General features: G+C 56.9%; 14 protein-coding genes. 1 reads left to right on the forward strand and 13 read right to left on the reverse strand.

The window, feature by feature from the left end; all coding sequences use genetic code 11:
- Positions 1–51: 51 nt before the first annotated feature.
- From WLO31_RS19025 to ygfK, 10 genes are all read right to left on the reverse strand, one after another.
- On the reverse strand, positions 52–300 hold the full coding sequence (locus WLO31_RS19025) for a ParE family toxin-like protein (RefSeq protein ID WP_004115572.1): 249 nt from the start codon (positions 298–300) through the stop codon (positions 52–54).
- Positions 297–887 carry a DUF2857 domain-containing protein gene (locus WLO31_RS19030; protein WP_006777722.1) on the reverse strand — a complete coding sequence of 197 codons (591 nt, stop codon included), beginning with the start codon at positions 885–887 and terminating at the stop codon, positions 297–299. The genes WLO31_RS19025 and WLO31_RS19030 overlap by 4 nt, the downstream gene beginning before the upstream one ends.
- A gap of 6 nt (positions 888–893) precedes the next feature.
- Entirely contained in the window at positions 894–1,604 is a 711-nt protein-coding gene (locus tag WLO31_RS19035) for a DUF2786 domain-containing protein (RefSeq protein ID WP_006777721.1), read from the reverse strand.
- Positions 1,597–3,291, reverse strand: coding sequence for a ParB family protein (locus WLO31_RS19040; RefSeq protein WP_006777719.1), 1,695 nt, complete (start codon positions 3,289–3,291; stop codon positions 1,597–1,599). Before WLO31_RS19040 ends, WLO31_RS19035 begins: the two co-directional genes overlap by 8 nt.
- On the reverse strand, positions 3,288–4,658 hold the full coding sequence (dnaB-PI, locus tag WLO31_RS19045) for an SPI-7-type island replicative DNA helicase (protein ID WP_006777718.1): 1,371 nt from the start codon (positions 4,656–4,658) through the stop codon (positions 3,288–3,290). Before dnaB-PI ends, WLO31_RS19040 begins: the two co-directional genes overlap by 4 nt.
- Entirely contained in the window at positions 4,651–5,526 is an 876-nt protein-coding gene (locus tag WLO31_RS19050; protein WP_006777717.1) for a ParA family protein, read from the reverse strand. Before WLO31_RS19050 ends, dnaB-PI begins: the two co-directional genes overlap by 8 nt.
- A gap of 573 nt (positions 5,527–6,099) precedes the next feature.
- A complete protein-coding gene (gene fdhF, locus WLO31_RS19055; protein WP_435930669.1) occupies positions 6,100–8,268 on the reverse strand; it encodes a formate dehydrogenase subunit alpha in 2,169 nt (722 codons plus the stop codon).
- 145 nt (positions 8,269–8,413) lie between these two features.
- Positions 8,414–9,892 (reverse strand): nucleobase:cation symporter-2 family protein, encoded by a 1,479-nt coding sequence (locus WLO31_RS19060; protein WP_435928090.1) that lies wholly within the window; start codon positions 9,890–9,892, stop codon positions 8,414–8,416.
- Positions 9,893–10,264: 372 nt separating this feature from the next.
- Positions 10,265–11,590, reverse strand: coding sequence for a putative aminohydrolase SsnA (gene ssnA / locus WLO31_RS19065; RefSeq protein ID WP_435928091.1), 1,326 nt, complete (start codon positions 11,588–11,590; stop codon positions 10,265–10,267).
- Between the two features lies 1 nt (position 11,591).
- Complete coding sequence (gene ygfK, locus WLO31_RS19070; RefSeq protein ID WP_435928092.1) at positions 11,592–14,690, reverse strand: putative selenate reductase subunit YgfK; 3,099 nt, start codon at positions 14,688–14,690, stop codon at positions 11,592–11,594.
- Positions 14,691–15,005: 315 nt separating this feature from the next.
- On the opposite strand from ygfK, the gene WLO31_RS19075 reads away from it, so the two are divergent.
- Positions 15,006–15,854 (forward strand): XdhC family protein, encoded by an 849-nt coding sequence (locus WLO31_RS19075; protein WP_435928093.1) that lies wholly within the window; start codon positions 15,006–15,008, stop codon positions 15,852–15,854.
- Here the strand turns inward: WLO31_RS19075 and arcC are convergent.
- The 3 genes from arcC to WLO31_RS19090 are packed head-to-tail and all read right to left on the reverse strand — an operon-like array spanning position 15,844 to position 19,431.
- On the reverse strand, positions 15,844–16,776 hold the full coding sequence (gene arcC, locus WLO31_RS19080) for a carbamate kinase (RefSeq protein WP_435928094.1): 933 nt from the start codon (positions 16,774–16,776) through the stop codon (positions 15,844–15,846). The genes WLO31_RS19075 and arcC overlap by 11 nt on opposite strands.
- A complete protein-coding gene (hydA, locus tag WLO31_RS19085; RefSeq protein ID WP_435928095.1) occupies positions 16,773–18,173 on the reverse strand; it encodes a dihydropyrimidinase in 1,401 nt (466 codons plus the stop codon). Before hydA ends, arcC begins: the two co-directional genes overlap by 4 nt.
- Before the next feature lie 40 nt (positions 18,174–18,213).
- Positions 18,214–19,431 carry a YgeY family selenium metabolism-linked hydrolase gene (locus WLO31_RS19090; protein ID WP_435928097.1) on the reverse strand — a complete coding sequence of 406 codons (1,218 nt, stop codon included), beginning with the start codon at positions 19,429–19,431 and terminating at the stop codon, positions 18,214–18,216.

Raw genomic sequence — 19,431 nt, forward strand, 5'->3', positions numbered from 1 at the left:
GCTTAGTAATGCACCCGCGTACGGGTGCAGGGTAAACAGGCTGTCATGCTGCTATTTCCGTATGGCGCTGTTATAGCGTTCGTGGCTGAGAAGAAGCCATGTCCGGCCTTCGTTGCGACTCAGCAAACGCCAGAACGGGCCGAGATCGATTTTGTAGTAACCGCAGCCTTTCTCATCGAGCCGGGTGTAATTACGCGCCCCCTGCCGGAAACGGCGAACCTGACGTAACGCCTTCTGACAGCATTGCGGCGGCGTACCATGGGGAGCCCGCAGGCCCGGCGCAACCATCCTGTATTTCATGCCGTCTTCCTTACCGGCGTTCGTGCCGGAGAAGGCTGCCGGGTTTTGTGCCAGCCGCGGACGGCATGCCAGACGGACGTCAGCGAGACGTTCATCTGTTCTGCAGCCAGCATCATTACGTCCAGCCCGTCAGCACTTTCCGCATCTTCAACGCCGGACTTTTGCCACTGACGCCACAGGGCGGCGTTTTCCTCATCACCCAGTGCGTTACCGCGCCCCGGCCGGACATCGATACCGGCAATACGACGGCGGGCCGCCACGTCCGTACTGGAGAGCCCGAAGTAATTGGCCATCAGTTCAATGGAGCCGCCCAGCGCCAGCGCCCGATCGATACGCTGGAGTCGTTTCTGTTCCGTCCGGGCCTGCTGCAGCATGCGCACCAGATTGCCGTGATTGATGCCCACACTGATGATCGACACCTCACTGCCGGAAAGGTAGTGAAGCTCTTCGAGCGAGAGCCCCTGCAGCATCTGCATTTCCTCGCGGTTCAGTCCCAGCGATTCGCAGCGGCGCAGATAGCCACTTCTGAGATCCATAACCAGCTGCATCAGCAATCCGTTGGCAGCCTGAGATAAACTGTTCATCATTCCCCCTTAATCCTGACGGTAACCAATGGCTGCCGGACCCCGGCCGCTGACACCATGATGAATACGGGCATTTTGTCCGGCTTCATACCCCTGATAACGTGCTGTATCCGCCCCGCGGCAGGCTTTCAGTTCACGGGTTGTGACTGTTTTCATACTGCGGCTTTCCAGCCAGTGGCTCATCACCTGCTCCTCCTCGCTGCTGATGTCAGTTGCCGATATCACCTCACGCACCCCACATACCCAGCCGTCACGGAACTGCTCCGCTCTCGCCCGGCGTGTGGCCAGTTTCAGCCGCTTACTCTGGGTTTTGAGATAAGAATTTGTGGCATCTTTCAGCTGGCGCGTCAGCACATCAAAGGCATAGGCTGCTATCTCAGGTTTTTCACTGAATCCGTAAAAGGTTACCGAACGGCGATACCCGGCAGAGGTCTGACGCCATGAGTAATAAGCGCGGCAGCCAAAGGCATGACAGACGCCCCGGACAAGGGTCACCATCCATTCCGGAACTTTTTCAGCATCCGAAGGGGCCGTGCGGGAAGACGCCTCGCGCACAGATGTAAGACTGGCGTCAAGCTCGCTGATACCGTATCTGGCCATCAGCTTCTGGGCACGCTGCAGGGCCAGTCCTGCCTCATGGGCATTACTGTTGCTGCGGCCCAGCTTCAGCAGTTTCCTGACAAGATTCAGCAGTCGCAACTGTCGCTGTGAGTTATTCATCACTGTTATCCTCCCCGTACGTCAGACCGCGTTGCAGCTCCCGAAGACGGCGCATAACGCGCATCAGGCGCAGCAGTTTCAGAGCATCTTCATCTGTCAGTGCAGGTGCTTCCCCCTCACCCGGGCCGCCGGTGAAAAGCTCCGGCAGACCACACACTCCTGCCGCAGGATGCAGCGCAGGCGCTTCGCCGGTCAGGCCCAGCAGAAATGCGGCGGCTTCAGAACACACCTCACCTGCCCCGACGTAACCGGCAGACATGTCATTGTCGCGTTGCGGAAGAATTTCATCTTCGCAGCCAAGGACCTCACCCAGCTCCCAGGCCAGACGAAAAGCGGTATTCTGCAGGTGTTCGATATCGTCCTGATGGGCCGGCACATGCCAGATGCTGTCATTAGTCACTGGCGCGTCATCCTGCAGGACAACTTCAGGTTCTGGTGTTAAAAGAGAAAGCAGGCCATCCTCCCCATTGTCCTCTTCTCCACCATTCTCTTCTCCGTACCCATCGGAGAGGGTAACCAGCCCGCTAACATCCCCGCTCTCACCTGAAATGACCGGCGCGGCACCGTACATATCTGGCTGAACCTCATGCCGGGGGGGCTGTTTATCCAGTTTTTCAGGTGGGGTATTATCCGGGGCGGGCGTTACCGGCTCTCCTGAGATTTCACGACGTGGACTGGAGAAAGGCTGCGCGACCTCAACAGACTTCTGCGCCGGTGTGGCCTGACCTGCAGAGTCAGCGGTGACGAGGCTGTTTACGGGAGGGATGGACACCGGTTCTGGATCGCCGAAGTGATGTCTGCGGTTACGTTCTTTAGGATCCAGTTCCATCATCCAGCGGTCATAATCCAGCTCCGGATGGGGCAGCGCATGCAGTAAATCACCAATTAATTCATCGCGAAACATCTCAAGAGACCACAGTTCCGGTGAGTTGAAACGGCCACAACACTGGCCAAAAACGTCGCTGAAGGATTTGTCGCCTGTGTCTGAAATCAGGCAAAACTCATCCCACACGCGTTCAGCATCATGCCGGAGCGCCAGCAGCGCCGTTATCTGAGGCCTGCCGAGCCCGGACTCAAGCAGGTCTGGGATCCACGGAAAAAGATATTTCAGTGCATCTTCCATACGGCTGATAGTTGAATTATGTACCGGCAGACCTTCACGGGTCAGAAGCTCTGACAACTGTCGTAAAGAGACTGGCTTTCCTAACTGCTCTTCATATATAGAGCGGGCTTTGTGGATCCCCTGCGCTTTTTCAATAAAACTCAGTTCCCCGCGCACTTCATTCTCTGCCAGATGGCCGATAACACACTGCAGCCGTCCCGGCCACGGCTTGAACAACACATGGACACGGAAAAAACGGTCTTCTCCGGTCTCCTGCCACAGTTCTGACAGGATCTGATAACGTGTATTACCACCGTCGCTGAAGATGTACATATCGGGCTCACCATCCGGGTCACGGGTGACTTTGGGTACGGTGTCCAGCCCGCGCGAACGGATGGAAGCCTTGATATCGTCATAACGCGGATTGCGTGATGTTCGCGGATTATCAGGATTCGGGCTTAACTGGTCGAGCGTCAGGACCATGGGCATTTCAGCCGCCGGCATGACGCTGATATTGCCGGCCGCCTGCGACTGGCGTCCGGGCTGCAGCATGGCAGCCCCCACATTAGAACTTTTACGGCTCATGCCTGTTTCCTCCCGCTGCGGTAACCGAAGTCATAGCTGCCTTCCTGAAACTCCGAAAAGAGGGTATAACGCCCGTCAAATTTGACTTTCACCGTGCCGGTTGGCCCCTGCCGCTGCTTGCCGACAATGATCTCAGCCACCCCGGCATCAGGAGTGCCGGGGTTATAAACCTCATCCCGGTAAATAAACATGATGAGGTCTGCATCCTGCTCAAGCGCACCAGAGTCACGCAGGTCACCATTATTAGGGCGTTTATCGGCCCGCTGCTCCACCAGGCGGTTGAGCTGGGAAAGCGCCAGTACCGGACAGCCCAGCTCTTTACCGAGCGCCTTAAGCGAGCGGGAAATTTCCGCTATTTCCTGCGTGCGGTTTTCCTGCTCGGGGGAGCGGACAAGCTGCAGATAGTCCAGCATGATGAGAGAGGGTCTGCCGTATTTGCGGACATAGCGACGGGCGCGGGCGCGCAGTGTAGCCGGGGTCTGGTAGCTGGTATCATCAATGATCAGACGGTTTTTCCATTCAATAATGCGACCGGTAGCCGCTGACACGCGAGCCCAGTCTTCATCATCCATGTTGCCGCTGCGAAGCCGGGACAGTTCCACCCGGCCTTCCATCGCCAGCAGGCGCATCATCAGCTGCTCTGAGGGCATTTCAAGACTGAACACAAAGACGTGATCGTCAGGTTTTGCGCCCACGGCCGCGGTGCAGGCGGCCATGGCCAGCGACGTTTTTCCCATGGAAGGACGGGCGGCCAGCAGGGCCAGATCGCCGGGCTGGAGACCACAGGTCATCGCGTCCAGTTCACTGAAACCGGTCGGTGTGCCGGTGAGGCCGTCACTGGCGGACATACTTTCCAGATGCGTCAGCAGTTTATCCAGCGCCTCGTTAACGCCGGTCTCACTGTTGAGCTGCATGGCTCCCTGTTCGGCAATGTTAAACAGCTTACCTTCGGCCGACTCAAGGATGCCGGCCGAGCTGGCTTTCGGGGCCTGCACATCGGAAAGAAGACTGTTACCCACTGTCATCAGCTGCCGCAGGCGGCTTTTCTCCGCCACCACGCCGGCGTAAGCAAGGATATTGGCTGCAGACGGCGTGTTTTTACTCATTTCAGCCAGATAAGCAAAGCCGCCACACTGTTCAAGGTCGCCTTTGTTCTCCAGCCGTTCCGTAATAGTGATGAGATCGAGCGGTAGCCCTTCTCCGGCCAGCTCGGCCATGACGCGGAAGACCATACGGTGCGGCCGGGAAAACAAATCTTCCGGGGAGATTTGCAGTATCACCTCATCCCACCGGTCGTTATCAAGCATCAGTCCGCCCAGTACGGCCTGCTCAGCCTCATAAGAGCAGGGCATCATCATCTCAGACATGACGCACCTCCCGGGTCAGAACGTCACTGAAATGGCTCTGCCACTCAGGGAACAGTTCACACGCGAGGTCGTGCATGGTGACGGCTGCGGCCGGACCTTTGCGGCGTGTTTTGTATTCCAGACGATGCACGGGCTGCTGCTTGACGTGCCCCAGTTTGAAAATATCCAGCGCCTCGATACGGGTATTGAGTAAACGATAAACGTCACGGTTGCCCAGCGCAGAGGCGTCGTAATGTTTTTCGTTAATGATGGCGGCAAGACCGTCCATTGCTTCACGGTCAAGCAGAGTGTTTTCGATACAGTTGACGAGAATGGAAATATCAGGAAGGCGGATACCGTAATTTTCATAGGTTTTCAGGCGGGTAAGCATGTGAAGGGAGCCGCGGATAAATTCACGGACATCCGGAAGGATGGGTTTAACAACGCCCATCACATTACCGGTAGAGGACAGGAGGGAAAGCTCAGTCATAACGCCTGTTGCGCCTTTAGAATCCACAATAATGGCGTCATAACGGTTAAAGAAAGGATGCTGAAGTATGTTACGCAGGCGAAGACGGCCATCTGCAGCGTGGAGCATCGCGGTCGGCAACAGTTCGTCCGGGTCGTTTGAGTAGATGACATCGAGATTTTTTATGGCGGTCTGCGAAATGCATTGCGTATGGTCACTGACCATCTGCATCAACAATTCATAGAGACCGAATGGGGATTCATGCTCCAGCGCGAAGATACTGCTGGCTGTGGGCTGGGAATAGTCTGCATCCACAAGAAGGGTATTCAGGCCAGCATCGGCAAGAAAACCGGCAAGGTAAGCAGCAAACGTGGATTTGCCTTCTCCACCTTTGGGAGAGATAACGGGAAGTATTGTCATTTTGCACATCCAAAACAATGGTTTGGATGTATGCGTTAGCGATTATTCACATCTCTGTAACACAAAGGCAAAAAATTTAACTTTCCGGCAATGGGATTGAAAATCCCCGTGTCCTTGGTTCGATTCCGAGTCCGGGCACCACTCATTTAGAAAAACCAGCCCTATGGCTGGTTTTTTGCTTTCTGAGGCATAGACTCTTCATCCGGATTATTCGTCTCGTCCATGAGACTCACCCCTGCGGGGCCAGCGCAGGCGCTGTTCAAAAACGTTCCCGACGTTTTTTTCCGAGTCCGGGCACCACTATTTACAGAAACCAGCCCTATGGCTGGTTTTTTGCTTTCTGGAGTTTGGACTCTTCATCCGGATTATTCGTCTCGTCCATGAGACTCACCCCTGCGGGGCCAGCGCAGGCGCTGTTCAAAAACGTTCCCGACGTTTTTGTCCGAGTCCGGGCACCACTCATTCAGAAAAACCAGCCTTATGGCTGGTTTTTCTGAATGAGGCTTGGACTCTTCATCCGGATTATTCGTCTCATCCATGAGACTCACCCCTGCGGGGCCAGCGCAGGCGCTGTCAGTCCTCATCGATTACCTCTGCCAGCTCCGCTTGTGAACGCAGATTTAGCTTCAGTTTTTCATACTCTTCTTTCACGTACTCCTCGGCGGCCCGCTGATCGGCGATGGGCTCAAGACGCACGGCGCAGTATTTATATTCCGGCGTTTTAGTAACAGGACTCAGGTTCTCGCTCACCAGTTCGTTACAGGCGCCTATCCACCACTGATAGGTCATATACACCGCCCCTTTATTCGGCCGCTCGCTCACCTGCGCACGGCTGATGACCTTTCCCTTGCGTGAGCATATCCATACCAGCGCCCGATCCGCTATCCCCAGCCGAGCAGCATCTTCGGTGTTGATTTGCACAAAGCCAGGCTCATCGGCCAGCGCCACCAGCGCCGTACAGTTGCCCGTCATGGAGCGACAGGAGTAGTGGCCAACTTCACGTACGGTTGAGAGGACCAATGGATAGTCTCTCGTGAGCCGCTCTATCGGTGGAACCCAGTCGCAGGTAAAGAACTGCGCCCGTCCGTCCGGCGTACTGAATTTATCTTTAAACAGATATGACGTGCCCCGGTCGGCAGCGGATTCATCCCGGCATGGCCACTGGATGTATCCCAGCTCGCCCATCTTTTCATAGGTGGCGCCAAGGAAGTTCGGGCATAAGTGGCGAAGCTCATCCCAAATCTCTTTGCTGCTGCTGTAGCTCATCGGATACCCCATGCGGGTGGCGATTTCGCTGATAATCTGCCAGTCCGTTTTCAAATCCCAGCGGGGTTCCACCGCCTTAAAGAAGCGCTGGAATCCGCGATCTGCCGCCGTGTAGACGCCCTCATGCTCGCCCCACGAGGTAGACGGCAGCACAACATCGGCGGCGGCGGCTGTTTTGGTCATGAAAATATCCTGCACGATGACCAGCTCCAGGTCTTCGAAGGCTTTACGCACGGCCGACAGCTCGGCGTCAGTCTGCAGCGGATCTTCACCCATAATGTAGGCCGCGCGCACTTCGCCAGCCGCCGCCCGGTGCGGCAGTTCGCTGATGCGATAGCCCGTATGCGCAGGCAGGCTTTTAACGCCCCATGCCCTGGCAAACTTTTCGCGATTAGCCGCCTCTTTGACGTACTGATATCCCGGATAGGTATCCGGCAGGGCACCCATATCACAGGCGCCCTGAACGTTATTCTGCCCACGTACGGGATTCACGCCGACGTGGGGCTTGCCAAGGTTGCCGGTCAGAATGGCGAGGCTGGTCAGCGAGCGCACGGTTTCCACGCCCTGATAGAACTGGGTGACGCCCATCCCCCACAGAATGGTGGCCGTTTTCGCCGTAGCATACAGGCGGGCGCACTGGCGAATAGCCTGCGCGCTGACGCCAGTAATCTCTTCCACCGCTTCCGGCGGATAAGCCGCCACGATCTTACGGTATGCCGCAAAACCTTCCGAACGGCTGGCTACAAAGGCTTTGTCATAAAGCGCTTCGGCGATAATGACGTGGCCGATAGCGTTAAGCAGCGCGATGTTTGAACCGTTCTTCAGCGCCAGGTGCATATCTGCGATACACGCGGTTTCTATTCGGCGCGGATCGCAGACGATGATTTTGGCCCCGTTATGCCGGGCGTTGATAATATGATTAGCCACGATAGGGTGTGAATCTGCCGGGTTGTAGCCAAAGATAAACACCAGATCCGTATTATCAATTTCCGTAATGGCATTGCTCATGGCGCCGTTACCGACCGACTGGTGCAGACCTGCAACCGATGGGCCGTGTCAGACGCGCGCGCAGCAATCCACGTTATTGGTGCCGATTACCGCCCGGGCAAACTTCTGCATCACATAATTGGTTTCGTTACCGGTACCGCGCGAAGATCCTGTGGTCTGGATGGCGTCGGGGCCATACTTCTCCTTAATTTCGCTCAGGCGGGTAGCCACATAGTCCAGCGCCTCCTCCCAGGAGACGGCTTCCAGCCTGCCGCCGCGCTGCCGACGGATCATAGGGGTCTTCAGACGAGGCGTGAGAAGCTTTGTATCGTTAAGAAAATCCCAGCCGTAATAGCCCTTAAGACAAAGCGTACCCTGATTATTTTTACCCAGGGCCGCTTCAGCACGAATGATTTTCCCCTCTTCCACAACCAGCTTCAGCTTGCATCCGGCGGCGCAATAGGGACATACCGTGGTGACTTTTTTCATCATGACACTCCTTAAAATAAACCCGCAGCGCCCGTCTAAAACAACAGCATGAAGCTAAAACGGTGGCGAATGCCGATTTCGATAGCGTTCTGTACGCCAGGGATTGCCAGCAGCATCAGCAAAACCAGTGCCGATATGATGCGTATTAACATCCCTCGCTCCTGCTCTTTATCTGCTCTTGCCCTTTCTGCACTTTACGTAACAGCAGCCACATACGTACGGTCCGCACCGCCATATTGCGCGCCGCTGAACTGTGTGGAAGCGGATCGGGAACGGGGGCCTCGCTGGGAAGTTTCGGGTGCGCTATACCGTTTAGCGTCAGGTTCGCCACGATAGCCACCAGAGTGCCGATGGTGATGCCGCTGTGCATGAAAAGCTGCATCATGGGAGGGAACTGCGCGAAAAGGCCCGGCACCAGAACCGGCATCATGCCCAGCCCCAGCGTGAGGGCAACCACCATGCCGTTATTATTGTTGCGATAGTCTACCTGGCCCAGGGTGCGGATACCCGAAACGGCGACCATACCAAACATGACTATACCGGCCCCGCCGAGGACGGGTTTTGGGATCAGCACGACCAGCGCAGCCATTTTGGCGAAGATGCCCATCAGAATAAGAATGACGCCGGAGATGGAAACAACAAAACGGCTGCGTACCCCTGTGAGACCTATCAGCCCTACGTTTTGCGCGAAAGCAGCATAAGGAAACAGGTTGAAGAACCCGCAAATCATTGAGGCCAGCCCGCAGGTGTTCAGACCGTTGCGAAGCATGGTGGCATCCACTTTTTTGCCAACGATATCTCCGGTGGCCATCATTGAAGACATGGTTTCAACCATCACAACGACCATCACCATGGAGAGCAGCGCAACGGGCAGGATATGAAACTCAGGCCGGGCGAAATACATAACCTGCGGAAAGTGAAACCAGGGCGTCGCCTGGACAAGCTGAAAATCGAGCGGCTTAAAGAAGCTCCAGAGTACCGTTCCCACCGCCAGGCCTATCAGGACGGAGATATTTTTAATCACTCCGGAGGCGAAAGTATAAAGATTCAGGATGATAACCAGAGTAATGGCCGCCATCAGCAGCGAGGTCAGATTGCCAAAATCCAGCATCTCGCTGCTGCCGCCGCCAACCCAGCCGCCGGCAACGGGCATAATCGACAGGCCAATAAGCGTCACGATAGAACCCATCACCACCTTCGGGAAGAAGCGTATCAGCCGGCTAATCCAGGGCGCACAAAAAAGAATGAAGACCCCGGCAACGATAACCGCCCCCGATATTGCGCCGATACCGTACTCCTTACCGATAAGCACCATTGGGATCAGCGCGGCGAAAGTACAGCCTTGGATCAGAGGGAGCTTGCATCCCAGCCACGGCCCAATCCCCATCGACTGGACGATAGTCGCCACGCCGCAGATAAACAGATCGGTACCGATCAGCAAAATAATTTGTTCCTCAGGCAGCCCAACGGCGGCGCCTACCACCAGCGGAACGGCAACCGCACCGGCATACATCACCAGCACATGCTGCAGACCATAGAGAAACATCTGAGTCACAGGCAGGACTTCATCCACGGGCGCCGCAGGCGTGCGGACGGCTGCTGTAACAAGGGCAGAATCTTTCATGACGTAAGTGTCTCCTTTACGGCTCCTGGTGAGAAATAAACGAGGAGCTACGATTCGAAGGCATTCGCCTCCCTAAACTGATGTCGCCATCAGCGATGTTGCGCGCACGGTGTGGTTTATGCGTAAGGCGTGCCAGGTTCAGGGAATGACTGCGGTTAAGCAAGGTATCTGTGAGGAAAGTCACGTCATAAAGTTGAAATGAAGGGCGCAACTATGGGGCGATAAAACAGGAAGTTAGCCGTTAAAGACGTTGAAAAAAATCGATCTCTCACTTTGAGAAACAGCGGCTTATTGCGGCAGGAAAGAGCAGATAACGAAAAGCTTAGCGAGAGCGAGAGCGGCGCCAGCAGCGCTGGCGCCTGAGAAAACGGACTAGAGATCGGCCATGCGCTGCCACATCTTCTGCGCCGCGAAACGGGCTTTTTCGTATATCGCCTCAGTATCCAGCGCAAAAACCCGATCCTGGTAAACGGCCCTTCCGGCCACAAATACCGTATCGACAGCGGCGCTGTTCATCCCAAAGGCCAGATGCCCGGCGAGGTTTTCCGCGCAAAGCGGCGTCGGGGCGGCATAATCCAGCACGGTCAGATCGGCCGTGTAACCTGCCGCCAGTCTCCCGAAAGGCTGGCCGAAGTTACGCTCCAGCAAAACGTTGCCGTTATGCAACATCTGCAGGAACTTGTCGGTGCCCAAAGGCCCTCCGGCATCGCGGTGCTTAAACCAGGCAAATTTTAGCTCCTCCAGCATGTCGGAACCGATGCCGTCCGTACCGAGCGCCACCCATTTCACCTCTGGCAAATGCGGGTTATAGCCGACGCTGTTATTCATATTGGAACGGGCGTTATGCACCAGGAAAGCGTTATGCTGATTCAGTAGCTCAGCCTCCTGCTCCGATATCCACAGCCCGTGGGCAATCAGCGTTTTCTCGCCAAGAAGGCCAAATTTGTCCAGGCGAACCAGCGGATCCATGCCGTATTTATCATGGCTGTGAGAAACATCGTAGCGATCTTCCGCCACGTGGATATGCAGGCCGCGTCCTGTTTCCTGGCAGGCCCGGGCGAGGCTTTCCAGACCGGTATCCGGCACGGTGAAAGGCGCATGCGCCCCCATGTGCGCCTCTACAAGATAACTTTGCGCATACCGCTGCTTTTCTCGATCGATAAGCTGCGCAAAACGGATGTTTTCCTCAATGCCGGCCTGCAGCTCCGCCCGACCGGCGTTGCGGTCAGTAGTTTCAAAACAGGTCATGCCGCGCAGGCCAACCTGAATAAACGCCTCACGCAGTACCGCCAGCGAACCCTGAATAAAAGCGGGCGAAGCATGATGATCGATAACGGCGGTACAGCCGCTTTTGATCGCCTCCAGCGCGCAGATAATCCCGCTATAATAAAGAGACTCTTCGTCCAGCGCCCGATCGAGACGCCACCACAGGTTCTTCAGGGTGGAGATAAAATCGGGGCACGGAGGAATCGGCGCCATGACGCCACGCGACAGTCCCGAATAAAAGTGATTATGGGCGCAGACCAGCCCGGGCATCACCAGCTTACCGCGCATCTCTTTGACCGCCGCCTGCGGATACTCAGCCTCCAGGTTTACCCCCAGCGCCAGAATCTTATCGCCATCAATGACGATATCCGTTGCCGGCCTGACAGAGGCCGGAAAAAGCTCAACGGCAGTGCAGTTTTTCAGTATTAGCATCTTATTTCTCCACCGTGCCTAATAAGTAGCCGTGATGCTGGCGGGTATAGTCGATGATGCTGGCCATCCCTGCCAGCGGCTCCGGCAGCTCCAGCACCCGCTGCGCTTTATCCAGCTTCAGCTGCCATACCTTGCCTTCGTGCCGGATGCGTATATTCCCTTCGCCGAACAGAAAGCCGGGGTTGGTGCTGTTAATAAAGTCCTCGGCAAGGCTGAAGACGGTCACCTTGTCTTTATAGGGTTTCCCCTGCCACGGGCAAAATTGCGCGCAGTTGCCGCACTCGTTACACAGCGCATCAAGATGCAGAATCTGATGACGGCTACGGAAGCCGGGAACGGAGATGGCCACATTAGCCCGGTTCGGACAGACATCGATGCACTTGCCGCAGACATAGTTGCAGGAGAGGCAGCGCCCGGCTTCCTGGCGGGCAAAAGCGTCAGGCGCATCGCCGGAAATCTGCCTTACCGCGATGCGTCCTTTGCGGGAATAGATATCCAGCGGATCGGTATTAAGGTAATAAGCCGCCGTCTGGCCGCTGCTGATGTTTTCGCGGGCAAGGATGGCGTCACAGGCTTTACGCGCCCCGCCAATTGCCGCCACGATAGAGGCCGGGCCGCTTTGCACGTCGCCGATAAGAAAGACGTCAGGCAGCGAGGTTTCCAGCGTTTGCGGATCGACCTCCGGCATGCCGTCCGGCCCCGGCGTCAGGCCAAATTTCTCCAGCAGCAGCTCATCGTTTTTTTCGCCGGTCGCGGTAATTAGCGCGTCGAAATGGCAGGTCGTCGTCCGCCCGGTGGCGACCGGACGGCGGCGGCCATCCTCGTCCGGCTCGCCGGGGGCCATGATGCGCAGCCGCAGCGCGCCATCGGACTCATAGCGTTCCGGACTGACCAGCGTCATGAACTTCACCCCTTCTGCCCTGGCCTCTGCGATCTCCTCAGGCCAGGCGGGCATATCCTCCTCCTGACGGCGATAGATAATGGTTACGCTATTCACGCCAGCAAGACGCAGCGCGGCGCGGGCGCAGTCCATGGCAGTGTTGCCAGCTCCCACTACCGCAATATCGCCGCTCAGCGAAGCTTTGCTCTTATTAAACGCACGCAGGAAATGGAATGACGGCAGGATATTCATATTGTCGCCCTCCAGCCGGAGAGTATTGCTTTTACCTGCCCCGATGCCGATACAAACGTAATGAAATCCCCGGCGCTTCAGCTCAGCGGGTGTAATCCCGGCGCGGCAGCCATAAACGAATTTCACGCCATGATCGGCAATAAAATCGATATCCTGCTGCACCAGTTCTGCCGGAATACGAAAGCGCGGCACAATATTTCTGACCACGCCTCCGGCGTTAGTTTCCCGTTCAAACAGCGTGACCGGATGACCGGCGCGGGCAAGAAAATACCCGGCGGCAAGGCCTGCGGGGCCGGCACCGATAACCGCAACCGGATGCCGGGAGCCGGAGCCTGCGGGCTTATGCCAGCGTTGCCGGTAGCCTTCCCAGCCCTTCTCGCGCACGATTTTTTTGATCTGACGAATATTTAAGGCGCTGTCGTAATCCAGACGGGTGCAGTTGTACTGACACTGATGATCGCAGATGTGACCGGTGATGGAAGGCAGGGCATTACGCTGATAGATCAACGACAGCGCATCAACATAGCGCCCTTCCCCGGCCAGCCGCAGATATTCAGGAATATCCTGTTTAATGGCGCAGGCCGTCACGCAGGGAGCGACATAGCAGTCGGTGAGCGGCAGCGGCCCGCCGGCGTCGATCTCTTCTTTCCCTTTCCAGCTTTTTTGCGCCCAGTCGGCTTCCAGCGCCATGCTGGCCAGCGCATTAAGCCTGTCGACATCAATCGTCTTCTCCCTGCGGGGCTCGCACTCATCCAGCAAACGGGCGCAGGCCGCCAGGCGCAGGTAGCCGCCGGGCTTGAGCAAATCTGTCGCCATGGTGATGGGCTGGATGCCGGTGGCATAAATATCGGTAATATTGTACTGGCTGGCGCCGCCTGAATAGGAGACGGGCAGCTGCCCGTTAAAATGACGAGAAAGCATAGCGGCGACGTTAATTGACAGCGGGAACAGCGCCCTTCCGGACATATACATCTCGTCGCCGGGCAGACGCTTTTTATGGTTGCGGGCGCCCAGGGTATTGGTCAGCTTCACGCCGAAGGTGAGCCGCCTTTCCTTACCCAGCGCAACGAGGCGCTCCAGCATCGCCAGCGCCTGCTCAGGCTGCAGGTCATGGCTGAACGCCTCTTCATCAAGCTGGATATAGTCGAAACCGTTGCCGTCGAGGATTTCCCGCACCCGGGCGTAGCCCAGCAGCGTCGGGTTTAGCTTAACGAAGGTGTGAATATTTTTCTCCATCAGCATATAGCGGCAGATGGATTCAATTTCATCCGGCGGGCAGCCGTGCATGGTGGAAAGCGTAACGCTGCGCGCCAGATGCGGATGGATATTTTCTGCCAGCCTGCTCAGCGCCTCCGGCGTCGCTTTTTCCAGTAAGCACCAGCCGCCGCGCTGAATAAACTGCGCCATTTCCTGACGATAGCGGCTGAATTTCTCATTTCTTCCGGCATCGAGCATCTCATCGATAAATTTCTGCATCGGCGGCTGGGTGATGCCCTTCAAGTCGTAACCGACGCTCATATTAAAAATGAACGAGCGGCCCTTATGGGCCTGACGCGGCGCCAGCAATGTCTCCAGCAGCCACAGCGCAAACCAGGCTTTGAGATATTCGTCCCAGGCTTTTTCCAGCGTTAACTCGGTAGACCACTCGGTGTTGAACGCTTCGTCGCTGGGATCGATACAGGGTTTTTCCAGTTCAAGCCTGTCGAGGATCTGTACGGTTTTCAGTTCGATAAAGCTGCCGCCGGTCAGCCAGGCGACGATAATATTGGGCGCCAGCTGGGTATGAGGGCCCGCCGCCGGGCCAACGGCCGTATCACAGGTTTCACCGAACAGGGAAACCTGCCGATCCGGATTGCGCAGATAGAATTCGCTTTCGGGAATGCCAAAGATGCTCTGCTGCTCTTCATATTCGGCACAGATACGCGTCAGAAGCTCACTAAAGGGGATGGGACGCATAATGTCAGCCATACATTGCTCCTTGCTGAATTTTTATCGTGATTTATCAGGCTGCGCCGCCATATCAGTTTCTGTCGGGCAGACCACTACTGGTGATAAGCAACTTCCAGACCACCCTGTCCGCAGCGACATTTTTTACTGCGGATAGCGATCGGACTCTCACTCTGCTTAACGGCATAGCACCGCGGAGTGTCAGAGTGATTCGCCTTTTCTCACTATGAGAAAATATTCGCTGGGTTAAGGGGGCAAGGCCTTGATACGCAGGCGATGAGAAGCGGCACGGGAGTTGCTAGCTACTGCCTGACGGCAAAACATGGAGACGGAGCGATGACATTATTTACGGAGCTGGCGCGCCTTGAGGAGCAAAATCGGGCCTTTGCCCTGCTGCAGATTGCACAAAGCCGCGGCTCAACCCCGCGCCATTCGGCCGGCATGGTGGTGACCGAGCAAGGTGAAACGGCGGGCACCATTGGCGGCGGAATGGTGGAAAGGCTGGCGATCGACGCCGCCCGCGAGGCGATTGCCCAAGGCGCCTCCCGGCTGTTTGAGGCTCGGCTGGCGCGACAGGGAGAGCATGCGGTAGGTTCAGACTGCGGCGGCGCAATGACCATACATATCGCCGTTTATCCCCGCCGCCCGGAACTTTTTTTACTGGGCGCGGGGCACGTAAACCGTGAGGTAGCAAGGCTTGCCGTCGGGCTCGGTTTCAGGGTGACCATTGCGGATACCTGGCCTGCTAATCTGGAACATCCGGCGCTGCCTGAAGCATGCCGCCGCGTTGGCGGCGCGGACTATGCCGCCATTGTGCCTCTCCTCGGGCTTGATGAACAAAGTTATGTGGTCATCGCCACCAACCATGAAGATCGCGAGGCCCTGATGCAGACTATTCATCTGCCGGTCCGCTATCTGGGACTGCTGGCCAGCAGGAGAAAAGCGCATCATTTCCGTAACGTATTGCGCAAAGAGCAAAGCCTCGGTGAAGAGCAGATCGCGCGGCTGCATGCGCCGCTTGGGCTGAAGATTGGCGCAGAAACCCCGGCCGAGATCGCAATCAGCATCCTGGGCGAGCTGATTCAGCTTTACCGCACCGGCGAGGTTGCCCCGACATGGGAGCCGCAGAAACAGGCGCCGGTGAAACTGACGCCCGTTGAAGAAGCCGTAACGCTTAGCCGCTGATAGTGGTGCCGGTTAAGCCTGCAATCCCCTCTCTTGCGCGTTCCAGCAGAGTGATTAAGGCTGTTCTGCCGGGGCGCGATGCCGCAAAAGCTACCGCAGCTTCCACTTTTGGCAGCATCGACCCCGGCGCAAACTGGCCCTCCGCTATGTAACGCCGCGCCTCTTCCACCGTCATATGATCCAGGCCGCGCTGCTGCGGCGTATTAAAGTTAACGGCCACTTTTTCCACCGCCGTCAGAATAATCAGCATATCGGCATTAAGATCGCGTGCCAGCACCGCGCTGGCGCGGTCTTTATCAATCACGGCGCTGGCTCCTTTCAGTCTTTCGCCCTGCGCAATAACCGGGATCCCGCCGCCGCCGATAGCGACAGGAATCTGCCCGCCGTTGAGCAACGCCTCAATGGCTTCCAGCTCGATAATTTCCTTCGGCTCCGGCGAGGCGACCACGCGTCGCCAGCCGCGGCCCGCGTCCTCCCGAACAGCCACGCCCTGCGCTGCCAGCGAATCGGCGACCTCCTTCGATAAAAAACTCCCGATCGGTTTATCCGGCCTGAGAAAAGCAGGATCCTCTGCGTCAACCCGCACCTGGGTGATAAGCGAAGCAACCGTTTTGCGGCTGCCTCGCCTGCGCAGCGTTTCCCGTAGCGCATTTTGCAGATCGTAACCAATATAGCCCTGGCTCAGGGCCACACAGACGGACATGGGCAGGACGGGCGAATGCGCAGGCGTGTGCGCCGCCGCCTCGAAAGCCTGCTGGATCATTCCCACCTGCGGGCCATTGCCATGGGTCACCACCAGCTGATGGCCCTCCTCAATCAGATCGGCAATGGCGGACGCCGTGGCCTGCACCGCCTCCATCTGTTCGGCAAGCCCTTTGCCCAGGGCGTTACCGCCGAGGGCAAGAACGATTCTCTTCTTCATTGACTGGCTCCCTGAAGTTCAGAAACAAAAGGTTTACGCCGGATAAAACGCCCGTGTCCGGCTTTACCGCAAAATATCCCGTCCCGCCAGACGACCTCTCCTCTGGAGAGCGTCATAACGGGCCAGCCCTGGCATACGAATCCTTCCCAGGGTGAATAGTCGGCCCTGTCATGCAGGTCGGCATGATGGATGGTCTGACGCCGCTGCGGATCGAACAGCACCAGGTCGGCATCGCTGCCGGGAAGCAGGCTGCCTTTTTCCGGCCACAGGCCGAAGAGCTTCGCCGGATTTGTGCTGGTCAGTTCAACAAAGCGGGAAGCCGTAATCCGCCCCCTGGAGACGCCCTCAGAGAACAGCAGCGCCATACGATTCTCCACGCCCGGCAGGCCGTTTGGGCAGCGGGTAAAATCATCGGCTGCCAGAGCCTTGCGCAGAGAGAAAGGAAAAGTGCAGTGATCGGTGGCCAGGGTATCGATGCTGCCGTCGTTAATGCCGGTCCACAGGCTATCCAGCTCCTGACGGGGACGTAACGGGGGGCTGAGGATGTACTTCAGCCCGTCTTCGCGATAGTAGTGGTTGATATCCAGCAACAGATATTGTGGACAGGTTTCCATCCATACCGGCTGACGGCGCGCTTTCGCCAGCTTGATATATTCCATTCCCAGGCCATTTGAAAGATGCACAATATACAGCGGCGCATCGCCGGCGAGGTGTGCCAGGTTAATGCTGCGGGCGATGGCTTCGGCTTCACAGGCCGCCGGGCGGCTTAAGGCGTGCCAGACAGGCGTGCGCTTGTTTTCAGCAATAAAACGCCGCCGGTTATGCGTGACGACGGCGTCGTTTTCCGGATGCACCGTCGCCAGCGCCCCGACCTCTTTCAGACGCGCCAGCAGCCTCAATATCTCGCCGTCGTTCAGGTGATACTGATAGGTGAGATAAAATTTAAAGCTGCTGATGCCCTCGTCATGCACCATAGCCTGGAGCTCATCCAGGATAGCATCGTCAACGTGCTGAATAACGCCGTGAAAACCGTAGTCAATCACCGCCTGCCCGTGCGCATCGCGCTGGTACTTTTCCAGCTGATGATGAAGGTTACAGCCCGGGGGGCCAAATCCCATATGATCAACGATGGTTGTCGTGCCGCCGCAGGCCGCGGCACGGGTGCCGCTGTAAAAATCATCGCAGCTAACAGCGACACCGGTATCAATATTAAAATGCGTATGCACATCGATACCGCCCGGCATCACCAGCAGGCCGCTGGCGTCAATCACCCTCCCGGCTAAGGCGGGTTCAATGCTGGCAGCAACGCTGATGATTTTTCCATGCTCAATAAGCAGATCGCCTCTGCATTCACGTCTGTCATCAACCAGCGTTCCCCCTTTAATAAGCGTCGTCATACTCTACTCCCGGAGCGCCCGGCGGACGCTCCTTAGCGACTTAACTCCCGGCTTGTTGCAGCCATGCCAGCGGTATCGCCGCATACATAGCCGCGCAGGTCACCAGATGCGATTTCCAGGTTTTTTCATTCGGCGCATGCGCCTCCGGCTCTTTGCCGGGCCCAAAACCGATGACCGGAATACCATGCCTACCCATAATCGAAACGCCGTTGGTGGAGAAGGTCCATTTATCAACCACCGGATCCTGATTAAACAGCCCCTGATAAGCCGTGGTTAATGCGCGAACCGTGAAATGGTCCTCCTCTACTTTCCAGGTCGGGAAGTAGCACTCGGTCGGATAGGTAAGGCCGGTCCATGAGGGACGGTCGTATTGATAGAGAGAGACTTTCGCCTGCGCTTTTTTCACCGCGGCTAAGGCACGAATCTCCTCCAGCGCGCCTTCCCAGCTTTCACCCCAGGTGAGACGACGGTCAATGGAAACGGCGCAGCTGTCCGCCACGGCGCAGCGGCTTGGCGAGGTGAAGAAAATTTCAGAAACCGTCAGGGTGCCTTTGCCGAGGAAAGGATCGTTGCCGAGGCGGCCCGCCAGAGTTTGCAGCTCCAGCAGGATCGGCGCCATTTTGAAAATGGCGTTATCGCCACGCTCAGGCGCGGAGCCATGACAGCTGACGCCTTCAACCTCAACGCGGATCTCCATTCTGCCACGATGACCGCGATAAATACGGCAGTCAGTCGGTTCGGTACTCACCACAAATTCCGGGCGGATGTTTGACTGTTCAATGATGTACTGCCAGCACAGGCCGTCGCAATCCTCTTCCTGTACGGTGCCGGTCACCAGCAGAGTGTATTCATCTTCCAGGCCCAGATCCTTGATGATCCTGCCGGCATAGACCATTGAAGCCATGCCGCCTTCCTGATCCGATGTGCCGCGACCGCCAATCACGTCGTCATCCTCCATGCCCGCGTAGGGATCGAACTTCCAGTTATTCATATTGCCCACGCCGACGGTGTCAATATGCGCATCCATCGCCAGCAGGCGCGGCCCGTGGCCGATGTAGCCCAGCACGTTGCCCATCGGATCGATTTCAACTTTATCGAACCCAACTTTTTCCATCTCCTGCTTAATACGGTGGACCACGCGTTTTTCATCGCAGCTCTCGCTGGGGATCGCCACCATATCGCGCAGAAAACGCGTCATTTCTGGCTGATAGCGCCGGGCATGCTGCAGGATAGCGCTGAAGGGAATTGGTTTAGCCAT

This window comes from Dryocola sharpae (genome assembly GCF_051307055.1).
Classification (GTDB): domain Bacteria; phylum Pseudomonadota; class Gammaproteobacteria; order Enterobacterales; family Enterobacteriaceae; genus Dryocola.

What these genes read in the sequence shown, in the direction of transcription:
- arcC (WP_435928094.1), bottom strand. Translation starts at nt 16,776, where the DNA reads ATGAAGAAGAGAATCGTTCTTGCCCTCGGCGGTAACGCCCTGGGCAAA.
- WLO31_RS19050 (WP_006777717.1), bottom strand. Translation starts at nt 5,526, where the DNA reads ATGACAATACTTCCCGTTATCTCTCCCAAAGGTGGAGAAGGCAAATCC.
- hydA (WP_435928095.1), bottom strand. Translation starts at nt 18,173, where the DNA reads ATGACGACGCTTATTAAAGGGGGAACGCTGGTTGATGACAGACGTGAA.
- dnaB-PI (WP_006777718.1), bottom strand. Translation starts at nt 4,658, where the DNA reads ATGTCTGAGATGATGATGCCCTGCTCTTATGAGGCTGAGCAGGCCGTA.
- WLO31_RS19090 (WP_435928097.1), bottom strand. Translation starts at nt 19,431, where the DNA reads ATGGCTAAACCAATTCCCTTCAGCGCTATCCTGCAGCATGCCCGGCGC.
- WLO31_RS19075 (WP_435928093.1), top strand. Translation starts at nt 15,006, where the DNA reads ATGACATTATTTACGGAGCTGGCGCGCCTTGAGGAGCAAAATCGGGCC.
- WLO31_RS19035 (WP_006777721.1), bottom strand. Translation starts at nt 1,604, where the DNA reads ATGAATAACTCACAGCGACAGTTGCGACTGCTGAATCTTGTCAGGAAA.
- ygfK (WP_435928092.1), bottom strand. Translation starts at nt 14,690, where the DNA reads ATGGCTGACATTATGCGTCCCATCCCCTTTAGTGAGCTTCTGACGCGT.
- WLO31_RS19060 (WP_435928090.1), bottom strand. Translation starts at nt 9,892, where the DNA reads ATGAAAGATTCTGCCCTTGTTACAGCAGCCGTCCGCACGCCTGCGGCG.
- WLO31_RS19040 (WP_006777719.1), bottom strand. Translation starts at nt 3,291, where the DNA reads ATGAGCCGTAAAAGTTCTAATGTGGGGGCTGCCATGCTGCAGCCCGGA.
- WLO31_RS19030 (WP_006777722.1), bottom strand. Translation starts at nt 887, where the DNA reads ATGATGAACAGTTTATCTCAGGCTGCCAACGGATTGCTGATGCAGCTG.
- WLO31_RS19025 (WP_004115572.1), bottom strand. Translation starts at nt 300, where the DNA reads ATGAAATACAGGATGGTTGCGCCGGGCCTGCGGGCTCCCCATGGTACG.
- ssnA (WP_435928091.1), bottom strand. Translation starts at nt 11,590, where the DNA reads ATGCTAATACTGAAAAACTGCACTGCCGTTGAGCTTTTTCCGGCCTCT.